At 62.8% G+C, this 13,303-nt stretch carries 13 protein-coding genes; 10 read left to right on the top strand and 3 right to left on the bottom strand.

Features of this window, described 5'->3' with window-relative positions; translation table 11 throughout:
- Positions 1 to 193: 193 nt before the first annotated feature.
- From PQR08_RS23190 to PQR08_RS23150, 9 genes are read left to right on the top strand one after another with little or no spacing between them, the layout of a single operon-like run.
- Positions 194 to 1,762, top strand: a complete 1,569-nt coding sequence (locus tag PQR08_RS23190; RefSeq protein WP_408162422.1) for an ABC transporter substrate-binding protein — start codon at positions 194 to 196, stop codon at positions 1,760 to 1,762.
- Positions 1,763 to 1,766: 4 nt separating this feature from the next.
- The gene (locus PQR08_RS23185) at positions 1,767 to 2,687 is read left to right on the top strand and encodes an ABC transporter permease (RefSeq protein WP_408162421.1); all 921 of its coding nucleotides are present in this window, start codon (positions 1,767 to 1,769) and stop codon (positions 2,685 to 2,687) included.
- Positions 2,684 to 3,481: an ABC transporter permease gene (locus tag PQR08_RS23180; RefSeq protein ID WP_250487807.1), complete on the top strand. Its 798-nt coding sequence runs from the start codon at positions 2,684 to 2,686 to the stop codon at positions 3,479 to 3,481. Before PQR08_RS23185 ends, PQR08_RS23180 begins: the two co-directional genes overlap by 4 nt.
- Complete coding sequence (locus PQR08_RS23175) at positions 3,478 to 4,473, top strand: ABC transporter ATP-binding protein (RefSeq protein WP_408162419.1); 996 nt, start codon at positions 3,478 to 3,480, stop codon at positions 4,471 to 4,473. The genes PQR08_RS23180 and PQR08_RS23175 overlap by 4 nt, the downstream gene beginning before the upstream one ends.
- On the top strand, positions 4,470 to 5,447 hold the full coding sequence (locus PQR08_RS23170; protein ID WP_408162417.1) for an ABC transporter ATP-binding protein: 978 nt from the start codon (positions 4,470 to 4,472) through the stop codon (positions 5,445 to 5,447). The genes PQR08_RS23175 and PQR08_RS23170 overlap by 4 nt, the downstream gene beginning before the upstream one ends.
- A gap of 20 nt (positions 5,448 to 5,467) precedes the next feature.
- Positions 5,468 to 6,868, top strand: a complete 1,401-nt coding sequence (locus tag PQR08_RS23165; RefSeq protein WP_408162415.1) for an LLM class flavin-dependent oxidoreductase — start codon at positions 5,468 to 5,470, stop codon at positions 6,866 to 6,868.
- The gene (locus PQR08_RS23160; RefSeq protein ID WP_408162413.1) at positions 6,861 to 7,700 is read left to right on the top strand and encodes a TauD/TfdA dioxygenase family protein; all 840 of its coding nucleotides are present in this window, start codon (positions 6,861 to 6,863) and stop codon (positions 7,698 to 7,700) included. Before PQR08_RS23165 ends, PQR08_RS23160 begins: the two co-directional genes overlap by 8 nt.
- Positions 7,697 to 9,076 carry an LLM class flavin-dependent oxidoreductase gene (locus PQR08_RS23155; RefSeq protein ID WP_408162411.1) on the top strand — a complete coding sequence of 460 codons (1,380 nt, stop codon included), beginning with the start codon at positions 7,697 to 7,699 and terminating at the stop codon, positions 9,074 to 9,076. The genes PQR08_RS23160 and PQR08_RS23155 overlap by 4 nt, the downstream gene beginning before the upstream one ends.
- 15 nt (positions 9,077 to 9,091) lie before the next feature.
- Entirely contained in the window at positions 9,092 to 10,294 is a 1,203-nt protein-coding gene (locus PQR08_RS23150; protein WP_408162409.1) for an acyl-CoA dehydrogenase family protein, read from the top strand.
- A gap of 16 nt (positions 10,295 to 10,310) precedes the next feature.
- Here the strand turns inward: PQR08_RS23150 and PQR08_RS23145 are convergent, their stop codons facing one another.
- Positions 10,311 to 10,571 (bottom strand): hypothetical protein, encoded by a 261-nt coding sequence (locus tag PQR08_RS23145; protein WP_408162407.1) that lies wholly within the window; start codon positions 10,569 to 10,571, stop codon positions 10,311 to 10,313.
- A 234-nt stretch (positions 10,572 to 10,805) separates the two neighbouring features.
- Here PQR08_RS23145 and PQR08_RS23140 point away from each other — a divergent pair, with 234 nt between their 5' ends.
- Positions 10,806 to 11,615: a MetQ/NlpA family ABC transporter substrate-binding protein gene (locus tag PQR08_RS23140; protein ID WP_408162473.1), complete on the top strand. Its 810-nt coding sequence runs from the start codon at positions 10,806 to 10,808 to the stop codon at positions 11,613 to 11,615.
- Positions 11,616 to 11,669: 54 nt separating this feature from the next.
- On the opposite strand, the gene PQR08_RS23135 is transcribed toward PQR08_RS23140, so the two are convergent.
- Positions 11,670 to 12,410, bottom strand: a complete 741-nt coding sequence (locus PQR08_RS23135; RefSeq protein ID WP_408162405.1) for an ABC transporter ATP-binding protein — start codon at positions 12,408 to 12,410, stop codon at positions 11,670 to 11,672.
- Positions 12,407 to 13,303, bottom strand: a complete 897-nt coding sequence (locus PQR08_RS23130; RefSeq protein ID WP_408162403.1) for an ABC transporter ATP-binding protein — start codon at positions 13,301 to 13,303, stop codon at positions 12,407 to 12,409. The genes PQR08_RS23135 and PQR08_RS23130 overlap by 4 nt, the downstream gene beginning before the upstream one ends.

Here is a 13,303-nt window from a genome sequence, read left to right as displayed (position 1 = left end):
CACACGCATGCGAGTTCGTCCCGATGCGCTGCTTCATGCGTTTTGATGCAAACCACATCAGCGACGAACTGATAACGAAATTCCATTTACTCGCTTCGAATTTGCCGACGCGCACGTCATCATTCGCTATTGGCTTCCCCGTTTTCTCCCACCCGACGAGGCTCGTCCTCGCTCTGCATTCACAGACCGACCCATGCGCACGTTCTCATCAGTCCTTCGCGGACTGGTCTTCGCCGCCGCCTTGTCCGGCGCTTTCATCGAAACCGCTCTGGCCGCCAGCACCGCGCCCGCCGTCGACCGCGATACCGTGGTGATCGGCGTCGAAAAGGAGTTCTACAACCTCGATGGTCTGGTCGCCGTGAGCGGCGATTCGCTGCGCTACGGCTGGCAAATCTACGACACGCTGTACGGCTTCGATCAGAAGGGTAATCTCGTGCCCCGCCTGGCCACCAGCCTCAAGGTCTCCGACGACGCGCGCGTGTTCACCTATAAATTGCGTCCCAACGTGAAGTTTCACAACGGCGCGACGCTGACCTCGCGCGATGTGAAGGCATCGCTGGAACATGTTCTCGATCCGCGCAGCAAGAGCACACGCCGCCCGTTCTTTGCGCCGGCGATCGACTCGGTCGAGACGCCCGACGACCTCACGGTGATCTTCAAGCTGAAGGAACCGGACGGCGCTTTCGCCAACAAGGTCGCCGGTTACCTGTACATCATTCCCGCCGACTATCTCGCGAGCCTGCCTAATCCGGATGCATTCGCTCAAAAGCCCGTTTCGCTCGGATCGTATAAGTTCAAGTCGCTTGCGCCCGGTGGCAGCGAACTGGTGCTCGAACGTTTCGACGATTACTGGGGCGAAAAGCCGCGTGTGAAGACGCTGATCTTCCGCGCGATCACCGAACCCGCCAGCCGGGTGAACGCCGTGCTGCGCGGCGAAGTGGATCTCTCGGTCGCCCTGCCCTTCTCCGACTATGCGCGTCTGAAAAAAGAGAGCGGGCTCGACGTGATCGAAAGCCGCGTGGCTTCGCCGGTCTATGTGCGCGTCTATACCAACGACAAGAATTCGCCATTTTCAAACGTGAAGGTGCGTCAGGCGCTCAGCTATGCACTCGATACCAACGCCATCATCAAGAGCGTGCTGTACGGCGTGGGCGAGCCGCTCGGCACCATGATCTCCAACTACTATCCGTACGGCGCGGACCGTTCGATCAAACCGTACCCGTATGATCCCGCCAAGGCCCGGACACTCCTCGCGGAAGCGGGTTATCCGAAGGGCTTCGACACCACGCTCAATATTCAGGGCGACATACCGCAAGGCGTGGCTGAAGCAATCGCCGCGTACTGGGGTCAGGTGGGCGTGAAGGTCAAGCTCAATCGCCTGACCTACGCGACGTTCCAGCGCCTGAACAACACGCACACGTCCGGGCCGCTCGCGCTGAGCCAGTTCACCAACGCGCTCTATGATCCGGTCCATCCGGTGAGCGGCGCGTTCGCTTCGAACGGTAGCTGGTCGGACTATTCGAATCCGAAGGTCGATCAGTTGCTTGCCGATGTATCGAAAGTCAGCGACACGGGCAAACGCGGACAGGTCTTCCAGCAGATCGGCCGCGAATTGCACGACGACGCCGCCGCGTTCTTCATCTCCGAATTCACTTACGTCTATGCCAAGAAGAAGACGCTTCAGTGGCAGCCGCAGCAAGGAAGCGGCTTCCTGAATTTCCGCAGTATCCAGTGGGCGCCGCAGACGGTGGCCGGGAAGTAAGGCCATGCTCGCCTATGTCCTGCGCCGCCTGGGCTCCGCGCTCGTCACGGTCTGGCTGATGTCTATGCTGATCTTCGTGCTGGTGCGCATGGTCGGCGATCCTGCGTATCTCCTGATGCCACCCGAGGTCACCGAAGCCGATCGTCAGTTGTTCCGCGAACAACTCGGTCTCGCGGATCCGGTGCCGCTGCAATACGCGCGTTTCCTGCTCGGCATGCTGCGCGGGGACATGGGCAACTCGTTTCACTTCGGCGCACCCGCCTTGTCGATGGCGCTGACCCGCCTGGGCTCCAGCCTCGTGCTGGTCGGCATTTCGCTCGCGCTGGCGCTGATCGTCGGACTGGCGATGGGCGTGGCGTCGGCGGTCCGGCGCGATGGATGGATCGACCGCTTCAATACGCTGTTTGCGGTGCTCGGGCAGGCCGCCCCGCCCTTCTTTGTCGCGCTGCTTTTGATTCGCCTGTTCTCGGTGCAATGGGGCTGGCTGCCGACCGGCGGCTACGGTAGCTGGCGCCATCTGATCCTGCCGGTCTGTGCGCTCGCGTGGTACTCGGCAGCGGGCATTGCGCGCCTCACGCGCGCCAATATGCTGACCGTGCTGGATGCGGACTATATCCGGATGGCGTGTATCAAAGGATTGCCGGAGCACGTGGTGATCGGCACACACGCGCTGCGCAATGCGGCGCTGCCTATCGTCGCGTTCACGGCCTCGCAGTTCGGCGTGTTAATCGGCGGCGCGGTGGCGATCGAAACCGTGTTCTCCTGGCCCGGCTTCGGCAGCCTGATGGTCGAGGCCATCAGTACGCTGGACTTTACCGTGGTGCAGGCGGCCGTGATCGTGTCCGTGCTGCTGTTCGTTTCGATCAATCTGGTGGTCGATGTGCTCTACGCCGTCGTCGATCCGCGTATCCGGTATCGGATATGAAAGCGCGCTTCGTTGTGCTCGGCGGCGTGCTCGTCGCGATCGTCGCGGCATCGGTGTTCGCGCCGTGGCTCTCGCTTGTCGACCCCAATGCGATCGACCTGTCCGCCACGTTTCAATCGCCCGGCTGGCACCACTGGTTCGGCACCGACCAGATGGGCCGCGACGTCTTTACGCGCACGCTGTACGGCGGCCGCATTTCATTATCGATTGCTTTTTGCGCAGTGCTGCTCGCGGGCTTCTTCGGCGCAATCGCCGGCTTGTTATCGGCCTATCTGGGCGGCGCTTTCGACGCAACGCTGATGCGCGTGGTCGATGCGCAATACGCATTGCCGCCCGTGTTCCTGGCCATGCTGATCGTCGGCATCTGCGGACCGAGCGTGACCAATATCGTGATCGTGGTGACGCTGGCCAACTGGGGACGTTTCGCACGCATCATCCGCGCCGAAGCGCTCAGCCTGCGCGAACGCGACTTCATTCTGATCGCCCGGCTGGCGGGCGCGAAACCGCTCTACGTCGTATGGCGGCATCTGTTGCCCAATGTGCGCAACACCTTCGCCGTGCTGCTCACGCTCGACATCGGACTGGTGATCTTCATGGAAGCGGCGCTGAGCTTCGTCGGCCTCGGCGTGCAGCCGCCCGATCCTTCATGGGGCGGCATGATCGCGGATGGCCGCAATTATCTCGATACCGCATGGTGGCTTTCCGCCCTGCCCGGTCTCGTGCTGATCACCACGGTGTTGTGCAGCAACCGCATCGGCGAATCGTTGCAGCGCGGTGAAGGAGCGGCGCGATGAACATACTCACCGTTCAGGACCTGGTAGTGCAGACGCCGACGGCGCGCCTGGTCGATGGCGTGAGCTTCTCGGTGCGCGCGGGCCGCACGCTCGGCCTGGTCGGCGAATCCGGCTCGGGCAAGAGCGTCACGTGTCTCTCGGTGCTGGGTCTGCCGCCGCGCGGCGTACAGGTGAGCGAAGGCCGCATTCTGTTCGACGGCGAGGATTTGCGCGCCCAAACGCCTGCTCAGCTCAATGCATTGCGCGGCCGCGAGATCGGCATGATCCTGCAAGACCCGATGACATCGCTCAATCCGCTGCTGACCATCGGGCGGCAGATCACCGAGATGTTCCGCTATCGCGATGGCATAGCGAGCCGCGCGGAACGCCGGGCACGCGCCATCGACTTGCTGCGGCGTGTGCGCATTCCCGCGCCCGAAAGCCGTCTCGACAGCTACCCGCATCAGTTCAGCGGCGGCATGCGCCAGCGTGTGGCGATTGCGATCAATCTCGCCTGCAATCCGCGCCTGCTGATCGCCGATGAACCGACCACCGCGCTCGATATCACCGTCCGTTTGCAGATTCTCGATCTGCTGCGCGGAGTGCAGAGCGAACGCGGCACGGCCATCGTGCTGGTCACGCACGATCTGCATCTGGTGCGCCGCTACTGTGACGACGTGGCTGTGATGTATGCGGGTCGTATCGTCGAACAAGGGCCGGTGGAAGCGGTCTTTGCGCGGCCGCGTCATCCTTACACGAAGGGGCTGCTCGGCGCGGTGCCGCGTCTGCGTGACTTGCAGCATCGGCTGACGGTGATTCCCGGACAGCCGCCCCAGCCCGGCAGCATTGCACAGGGATGCCGTTTTGCGCCGCGCTGCCCGCGCGCTCAGGCCGATTGCGCCAGCACCTATCCCGCCATGCGCGCACTCGATTCGCAGCGCAGCGTCGCCTGTTGGCACCCCGAACCGAGTGCCGCAGCAAGCGATTCTCTTCTGGCGGCCACCACATCATGAGCGCTCTCGAAGTCTCGGACATCTCGCGCGCGTTTCCGATCCGCAATGGTCTTTTCGCACGACCCGCATCGTTGCGCGCGGTCGAACGCGTTTCATTCGAACTGCCTCAGGGCGGCACCTTCGGTCTGGTCGGCGAATCGGGTTCGGGCAAGTCGACGCTCGCGAGGCTCATTCTCGGCGCCGACGAACCCACGGACGGCGAAGTGCGCTTCGGAGACCGTGTCTTCGGCAGGCGCACGCAGGATCGCCACAAGCGCTGGCGTCAGCGCGCCGTGCAAGCCGTCTTGCAGGACCCGTTCGGCTCGCTCGATCCGCAGATGAGCATCGGCGATATCGTGCTCGAGCCTTTGCGCATTCAACAGCACGACTTCGCGCGCGATGCTTTGCAAAAGCGTCTCGACGCGTTGTTGATGCAGGTTGGCCTGCCGCAGGAATTCAGGCATCGCCGCCCCGGAGAACTGAGCGGCGGCCAGCGGCAGCGCGTGGCGATCGCGCGGGCGCTCGTGCTGGAACCGGAGATTCTCGTCCTGGACGAACCGGTCTCCGCGCTCGACGTATCGATTCAGGCGCAAGTGCTGAACCTCCTCAAGGATCTTCAGGATGCGCTCGGCCTATCGTATTTGCTGATTTCGCACGATCTGGCTGTGGTCGCCTTCATGAGCAGCCACATTGGCGTGCTGTATCTCGGGCGATTCATGGAACAGGGCACGCGCGACGATATCGTCGAACGCGCGGCGCATCCTTATACCCTCGCACTGATCGCCGCATCCGAACCCGATGCGCTCGACGTGCAGGCCGATGTGCAGCCGATAAGCGGCGAGATTCCGTCACCGTTCGCGCCTCCTTCGGGCTGCGTCTTCCACACGCGATGCCCCGCCGCACGCGACATCTGCCGGACCGATGCGCCGACGGAGCAGCGACTGTCCGAAACACATCGCGTGACGTGTCATTTCCCGATCATTCCGCAGGTCTAGAGGACTAAAGGACGTTCAACATGTCGAAAGAGATTCGCATCAACGCGTTCCTCGCCTTTGCGCCGACCCATTTGTCGCCGGGCCTGTGGGCGCATCCGAAGGACCGCGCGCTGGACTACAACTCGCTCACGCTGTGGACCGATCTGGCGCGCACGGCCGAGCGCGGCGGTTACGACGCGCTGTTCTTCGCCGACGGAATCAGCCAGTACGACGTCTATGGCGGCTCGAACGCGGCGGGCGTGCGCTGGGGCCTGCAATTCCCGCGTCTGGACCCGCTGCTGCTCGTCTCGGCGATGGCGCAGGTCACCGAGCATCTCGGCTTCGCGGTCACCAGCAGCGTGAGTTATGAAGCGCCGTTTTTGTTCGCGCGCCGCATGTCCACCCTGGATCATCTGACGCGCGGACGCATCGGCTGGAATATCGTCACGAGCTTTGGTCAAAGCGGCTCGCGCGCCATCGGCCAGAAAGATGCGCGGCCGCACGACGAACGCTACGACCTCGCCGACGAATATCTGGAGGTCGTCTATCGCCTGTGGGAAGAAAGCTGGGAAGACGGCGCGGCCGTGCGCGATCGTCAAGCTCGCGTGTTCGCCGACCCCGCGCGCGTGCATGAAATCAGCCACGAAGGCCGCTTTTTCTCGATGCAGGGCACGCACTATTCCGAGCCTTCGCCTCAGCGCACGCCGCTGCTCTATCAGGCAGGCACGTCGAATCGGGGCAAGGATTTCGCGGCGCTGCACGCCGAATGCGTGTTCCTCAGTTCACCGTCCGCGCATCTGGTCGCACGCGACGTAGCCGATGTACGCGCACGCGCCGCCGCGCGCGGCCGCGACCCGGCCTCCGTGCTGTTCTTCGCGCTCGCGACCGTGATCGTCGCGCCGACATCGGCGCAAGCGCAGGCGAAGTGGGACGACATTCAGAGCCATGTCAGTCTCGAAGGCGCGCTCGCATTGTTCTCGCGCTGGAGCGGCATCGATCTGTCCCAATACAGGCCCGACGATCCGCTTCGTTACGTGAAAAGCGAAGGCATGCAATCCGCCATCGAGGCGTTCACCGTGGCCGACCCAGAACGCGTATGGACCATCGGCGAGTTGGCGATCTTCAATGCCATCGGCGGAAAGGGACCGGTGTTCATCGGCTCGCCTGCGGAAGTGGCCGACGCGCTCGAACGCTTCAAGGCGGAGACCGGCATCGACGGATTCAATCTCAGTCATGCACTGCTGCCCGGCACGCACGAGGACTTCGTCGACCTGGTCGTGCCAGAATTGCGCAGTCGCGGGGTATACAAAAACGAATATCGTCCGGGCACCTTGCGTGAAAAGTTATACGGCGAGGGCCATGCCCATCTCGCCGCACCCCATCCGGCCGCGCAGCACCGCGCGTCATCCGTCGATTCGAAGGAGGAGCACAGTCATGCTTGATACCGCCTATGAAACCATTACCGTGGATCCGCTCACGCGTCATATCGGCGCGTTGATCACGGGTATCGATCTGCGGCAGACGCTCACGCGGCAGCAAGTGGCCGATGTGCGCCGTGCGCTGCTGGCGCATCAGGTGGTCTTCTTTCGCGATCAGCCCATCACGCTCGATCAACATCTCGCATTCGGGCGGGAATTCGGTTCGCTGCACGTTCATCCGAATAGCCCGGGACCGGACGGCTATCCCGAGATCCTGACCATCCACAGCGATGCAAGCACGAAACGCGTCGCCGGCGACCGCTGGCATAGCGACGTCTCCTGCGACGAAGCTCCGCCGATGGGCAGCATCCTGCATCTGCACACGCTGCCTTCACACGGTGGCGACACGCTGTTCTCCAGCTCTTACGCGGTGTATGAATCGCTGTCGCCGGGTTTGCGCGCGTATCTGGAAGGTTTGACGGCGACGCATGATGGCGAGCCGACCTATCGGCAACGCAACCGGCTGCGCGGTATCGACGATACCGGCAAGCGGTTCCCCAAAGCGTCGCATCCGGTGGTGCGCACGCACCCCGAGAGCGGACGCAAGGGCGTATTCGTCAACTCCAACTTCACCACGCATATCGACAATGTGCCCGCGGCCGAAAGCGAAGGCATTCTGCGTCTGCTGTTCGAACGCTTCGCCTCGCCTGAATTTCAGGTGCGCTTTCGCTGGGAGCCTGACTCGATCGCCTTCTGGGATAACCGCGCGGTGCAGCATCTCGCTGTGTGGGACTACTACCCCGAGGTGCGTTCGGGGTATCGCGTGACCATCAACGGAGACAAGCCTTTTCTATGAGCACGCCGCCGAGGAAAGAGATTCGCGTCAATGCGTTTGCGCTGCATAGTCCGGTGCATCATTCGCCGGGCATGTGGCGGCATCCGCGCGACCGCTCGCTGCATTACAACACGCTCGACTACTGGGTCGATCTGGCGAAGACGCTCGAACGCGGGCTGATCGACTCGCTTTTCATGGCCGACAGCATCGGCGTGAACGACGTGTACGGCGGCAGTGTCGACACAGCGCTGCGTCATGGCGCACAAGTGCCGAAGCAGGACCCGGTCATGTCGCTGTCTGCGATGGCGTATGCCACACAGCATCTCGGCTTGTGCGTGACGAGCAACGCCAATCACGAGCCGCCTTATGTTTTCGCGCGGCGCATGTCGACGCTCGATCATCTGACGCGCGGACGGATCGGCTGGAATATCGTCACAGGCTTTGCGCAAAGCAGCGTCAGAGTGCTCGGAAAAAGCGGCGTTGCATCACGCGATGAACGCTACGACATCGCCGATGAATATATGGACGTGGTCTACAAGCTGTGGGAAAGCAGCTGGGAAGACGGCGCGAGCGTGCGCGATACCGAAAGCGGCACCTTCGCCGATCCGTCCAAGGTTCATCGCATCGATCACGAGGGCAAGTATTTCAGGGTCGAGGGCATTCACATGACGGAGCCGTCGCCGCAACGCACGCCGGTGCTGTTTCAGGCGGGTTCGTCGGCGCGCGGGCAACGCTTCGCGGGCCGGCACGCGGAAGGCATCTATCTGAGCGGACCGAGCAAGAAGGTGCTGACGCCCGTGGTGGCGGGCACGCGAGCCGAAGCCGTGACAGCGGGACGCGACGCGCGCGACATTCAGTTCTTCACCATGGCGACCATCATCACGGGGCGCACGTCGAAGGAAGCACGCGACAAGTACGAAGACTATCGCCGCTATGTCACGCCCGAAGCCGCGCTTGCGATGTTCTCCGGCTGGACCGGCATCGACTTTTCCACCTACGATCCCGACGAACCGATCCCCTATATGCAGCTCGACGCGGGCACATCGTCGGCGCTCGAAGGTTTTACCAAACTCGATCCCGAGCGCGTGTGGACGGTGCGCGAACTGGCGCTGCACAACGCGATCGGCGGACGCGGGCCGGTGTTCATCGGCGCGCCTCACGAAGTGGCGAGCGCGCTGGAGGAATGGGTGGACGAAACCGATATCGACGGATTCAACCTGAGTTATGCGGTGACGCCCGAAGCGTACGAAGACTTCGCCGATTTCATCGTCCCCGAACTGCAGAGGCGCGGACGCTACAAGACGGCTTACGCTCCCGGCACCCTGCGCGAGAAGCTGAGCCGTGCGGGCCGCCTGTTGAATGATCGTCACCCTGGCTCCGCCTTCCGCCATCGATAAGCACCGAATCACACCATGACCCAATCAACAAGCAAACTTTCCGAAGCACTTGCCGCCCTTCCGTCCCTTGCGCGGGAGATCGGCGTCGATGCCGCCCAGCGCGAGATCAGACGCGAACTACCCTTCGCGGCCTTCGATGCATTTCGTCGCTCGGGGCTCGCCGCGTTGCGCATTCCCGTGGAACGCGGCGGACTCGGCGGATCGCTTGAAGACGCCATCCATGTCGTCACCACGCTCGCCGCGCATGAATCGAATGTCGCGCATGCATTGCGTGTGCACTTCGATATGGTCGAGTCCCTGCGACTCGCGCCGCACACGCCTTTTCATGACCGGCAGATCGGCCGCATCGTGGAAGGCGCGTTGTTCAGCGGCGCGTCGGGCGAACCGGGCACGGCGCGCGCCGGCGAAATCGAAACCGTATTGCGCCGCGAAGGCGATCACTTTCGCGTGACGGGGAAAAAGTACTACACCACCGGCACGGCCTATGCCGACTTCGTGCGCACCAACCTCGTGAACGAAGAAGGCAAAGGCGTGACCGCCATCATCCCCTTGCGCTCGGAAGGACTTGAAGTGCTCGACGATTGGGACGGCATGGGTCAACGCATGACCGCGAGCGGCAGCACCGTGTTCGACAACGTGCGTGTCGAAGCGAACGAGGTCGTCGAGAAAGGCTATGGATCGCTGATCGGGCGACATGGTGGCGCGTATCGGCAGTTGCATCTGGTGGCGGTGGCGGCGGGCATCGTCCGCAATATCGTCGCCGATGCGCGCGCGTATGTGACCGCGCACGGCCGCCCCGTGCTGCACTCCGCTGCACCGAGCGCGCGCGAGGACGTTTTCATCCAGCAAGTGGTGGGCGAACTGTCGGCCTTGAGCCATACCATCGACGTGCTGGTGCGCGACAACGCGCGCACGCTCGGGGTATCGTCGGATGCGATTCTGCGCGCCGACCCCGCAGCAGACGAACTGGTGCTGCAAAGCGCGCTTGCGACGGCGCGTACGCAGATCGTGGTGGGCAGGCTCGCGTTGCAGGCAGGCGAGCGTCTCTTCGATGCGGGCGGCGCTTCGGCCACTTCACGCAAGCATAATTTCGATCGCCACTGGCGCAATGTGCGCACGATCTTCAGTCACAATCCGCTTTCGCACAAAGCCAGGGTAATCGGTGATTACGTCCTTAACGACGTGAAGACACATCTGATCGAAGGCCGGACCTTTTGAGCCTGCGGCGATCCGCTTATTCGAATGGCACGTCGGGCGGTGGCTGAAAGAGATCGAGTGCATAGCCCATGTTGAAGTATCCGGCCTGAGCGAACAACGCGATATATTCCAGCCGCTCCGCGCGGCTGGCCGTTGCGTCGCGTAGCGCATCTTCCGTTGCCGGAGTGCACGAGCAGCTTCCCATTGCACGCCGCGCCTCGCGCAGGAATCGGCGCTCACGCGCGCGTTCGATCTGACCAGACAGTTTCGACCAGCGACTGATGAGTAACGCGATCATGGCACCATTCCCGCAAACGGATGAATGGAGTCAATCTATGTCGCCGTGAGGTCCGGCACAAACAAGCTTTTCTGCGATGCATCACGCGCGTCATGCTTAATCGAAGCAACCGAGAACGCTCGGGCATCGCGCATATGGATAGCGTTCGATATTATTTGCAGTGCTTGAGTCGGGCAACTAGGATCGGTAGTCTCTCAACCTGTACCCGGCGCCTTCGTGAAGATCAAGCAGCCCATCAAAGTCCTTCTGTTTTGCTTTGCACTGGCCACCGCGGCTTTCGGCGCACAAGCGTCCCTTGCGGCGACTCAGACCGTTCGCGTGGGCATCATGTCGGGCGAAGATGAAGACATCTGGCGCACCGTGACGGCGAATGCAGCGAAGCACGGCATCACCATCAAGCTGACCACCTTTTCCGATTACACCCAGCCGAACGAGGCACTCGCCCAGCACGATCTCGACGTCAACGCGTTTCAGCACAAGCCGTATCTCGAGGCGCAAATCAAGGCGCGACACTACGACATCGTGCCGGTGGGCTACACCTACGTCCAGCCGATCGGACTGTATTCGCGCAAGTGGAAGTCGGTCGACACGCTGCCGCAGAACGCGACCATCGGCGTGCCGAACGATCCGAGTAACGAGGGCCGTGCGCTGCTGTTATTGCAGGCCAATGGACTCATCAGGCTGCGCGACAGCGTGGGGCTGCTGCCGACCGCGCGCGATATCGCCGACAACCCGAAGCATGTGCAGATCAAAGAACTCGACGCGGGCATCGTAGGCCGCGCGATCGACGATCTCGACGCCGCCGTGGTCAACACGGGCTGGGCCTTCAAGACCGGCATCAAGGTGCCGCAGGAACGGATCGCGCAAGAGAAAGTCGCCGACAATCCTTATCGAAACTTTTTGGCGGTCAATGCGAAGGACGCGCAGGCGCCGTGGGTCAGGGAACTGCTGGACAGCTACCAGCAAACGAACGTGGCCACGACCATCCTGAGCGTGTATCACGGCGCGGTGCTGCCGGCATGGGACGGTGCGCCACGGCAATGAGCGCCCGGCTGTGACCGATTGCGTGCGCTGTCTTCCTTCGTCAGCGGCCTTTTTTTACGAGGCCGTTTCCGCAGCAAGCGCACCGCCGAGGTAGGCATCGCGGATACGCTGATCTCCGAGTAACTCATTCGCTGTGCCCGAAAGCACGACGCGCCCCGTCTGCAGCACATAACCGCGATGCGCGATCTGCAAAGCGAGGCTCGCGTTCTGCTCGACCATGAAGAACGTCACGCCCTGCTGATTCACCGTGCGAATCAGGTCGAGCACCTTGTCGACGTACAGCGGTGAGAGACCCATCGTCGGTTCGTCCATGCAGACCAGCGAGGGCCGGCTCATCAGCGCGCGTGCCATCGCCACCATTTGCTGTTCGCCGCCCGACAGCGTGCCGGCGCGCTGTGCGAGCCGCTCTTTCACACGCGGAAACAAACTCAGCATGCGGTCGTAGTCTTCCGCGATGCCGCTTCGGTCCGTGCGCGTAAAAGCGCCCATCAAAAGGTTTTCGCGCACCGTCATATCGCCGAACAAGCGACGCGCTTCCGGCACCGAGGCTACGCCACGCCGCACGATCTGAGCGGTCGAAAGTCCCGCAAGCGACTGACCGTCGAAGATCACGCGGCCGGAACGCGGCGGGTGCAGACCGAGGACCACCTTCATCGTCGTCGACTTGCCGCTGGCGTTGCCGCCCAGCAAACACACGATCTCGCCGCGCGGCACCGCGACATTCACGCCGAAATGGACCTGGCTTTGGCCATAGAAGGTATCGATATTCTCGAGTTCGAGCAGCGGCGTGGTCATGATGTCTCGTGTCTTGTCTGGTCGGCTTCGTTCCGGGCGATATCGGCGGCGGCGATACGCTCGTCGCGCACCTCGCCCAGCTGCCGGTGTCCGAGATACGCCTCGATCACCGCCGGATCGTGGCGCACTGCTTCGGGCAGTCCGGAAGCGATCTTGCGGCCGTCATCGAGCACCAGCACCAGGTCGGACAGGCGCATGACCAGATCGAGTTTGTGTTCGATCAGCAAAATGGTCAGTCCTTCGCGTTTCAGCTCGAGAATGAGTTCGAGCATTTCCGCCGTTTCCGACTCGTTCATGCCGGCCGTCGGTTCGTCGAGCAGCAAAATACGCGGACACAACATCAGCGCGCGGGCGATCTCCACGCGCCGACGGTTCGCGTACGACAGACTGTGCGCCGGTGCGTCAATGCGCGGCGCGAGGCGCGTGCCGAAGCGGGCGATCACCGCCCGTGCTTCTTCGCGCAAACGTGATTCCTCTTCGCGCACTTGTCTTGCGGGTACGAGTGCGCGCCACAGTTCGGCCAGCGCGCCCGCGACAGGGAGACCGGGACGCGCCGCACCGAGCCGCGCATGAGCGCCGACCAGCACGTTGTCCAGCACGCTCAGATTGCCGAATACTCGACCATGCTGAAACGTACGCGCCACGCCGCGCCGCGCGAGCTGTTCGGGCGCGTAGCCGGTCACGTCCTCGCCGTCGAAGCGCACGACGCCTTCGTCGGGCATATCCGCGCCGGTCAGCAGATTGAACAAGGTGGACTTTCCCGCGCCGTTCGGCCCGATCACACTCACGCATTCGCCCTGCGCCACGGAGAAGCTCACGCCATCGACGGCGGTCAGTCCGCCGAAGCGGCGTGTGACGCGGCGTACGTCGAAAAGAATCGCGGGGGTTGTCAT

It is taken from the genome of Caballeronia jiangsuensis (genome assembly GCF_046030135.1).
GTDB lineage: Bacteria > Pseudomonadota > Gammaproteobacteria > Burkholderiales > Burkholderiaceae > Caballeronia > Caballeronia jiangsuensis.
Note: the sequence above shows the minus strand (reverse complement) of the source record. Positions and strands in the feature narration are given on the sequence as shown.

Coding starts and splice junctions, on each gene's coding strand:
- PQR08_RS23175 (WP_408162419.1), top strand. CDS start 3,478: ATGAACATACTCACCGTTCAGGACCTGGTAGTGCAGACGCCGACGGCG.
- PQR08_RS23150 (WP_408162409.1), top strand. CDS start 9,092: ATGACCCAATCAACAAGCAAACTTTCCGAAGCACTTGCCGCCCTTCCG.
- PQR08_RS23190 (WP_408162422.1), top strand. CDS start 194: ATGCGCACGTTCTCATCAGTCCTTCGCGGACTGGTCTTCGCCGCCGCC.
- PQR08_RS23170 (WP_408162417.1), top strand. CDS start 4,470: ATGAGCGCTCTCGAAGTCTCGGACATCTCGCGCGCGTTTCCGATCCGC.
- PQR08_RS23160 (WP_408162413.1), top strand. CDS start 6,861: ATGCTTGATACCGCCTATGAAACCATTACCGTGGATCCGCTCACGCGT.
- PQR08_RS23130 (WP_408162403.1), bottom strand. CDS start 13,303: ATGACAACCCCCGCGATTCTTTTCGACGTACGCCGCGTCACACGCCGC.
- PQR08_RS23165 (WP_408162415.1), top strand. CDS start 5,468: ATGTCGAAAGAGATTCGCATCAACGCGTTCCTCGCCTTTGCGCCGACC.
- PQR08_RS23135 (WP_408162405.1), bottom strand. CDS start 12,410: ATGACCACGCCGCTGCTCGAACTCGAGAATATCGATACCTTCTATGGC.
- PQR08_RS23180 (WP_250487807.1), top strand. CDS start 2,684: ATGAAAGCGCGCTTCGTTGTGCTCGGCGGCGTGCTCGTCGCGATCGTC.
- PQR08_RS23185 (WP_408162421.1), top strand. CDS start 1,767: ATGCTCGCCTATGTCCTGCGCCGCCTGGGCTCCGCGCTCGTCACGGTC.
- PQR08_RS23155 (WP_408162411.1), top strand. CDS start 7,697: ATGAGCACGCCGCCGAGGAAAGAGATTCGCGTCAATGCGTTTGCGCTG.
- PQR08_RS23145 (WP_408162407.1), bottom strand. CDS start 10,571: ATGATCGCGTTACTCATCAGTCGCTGGTCGAAACTGTCTGGTCAGATC.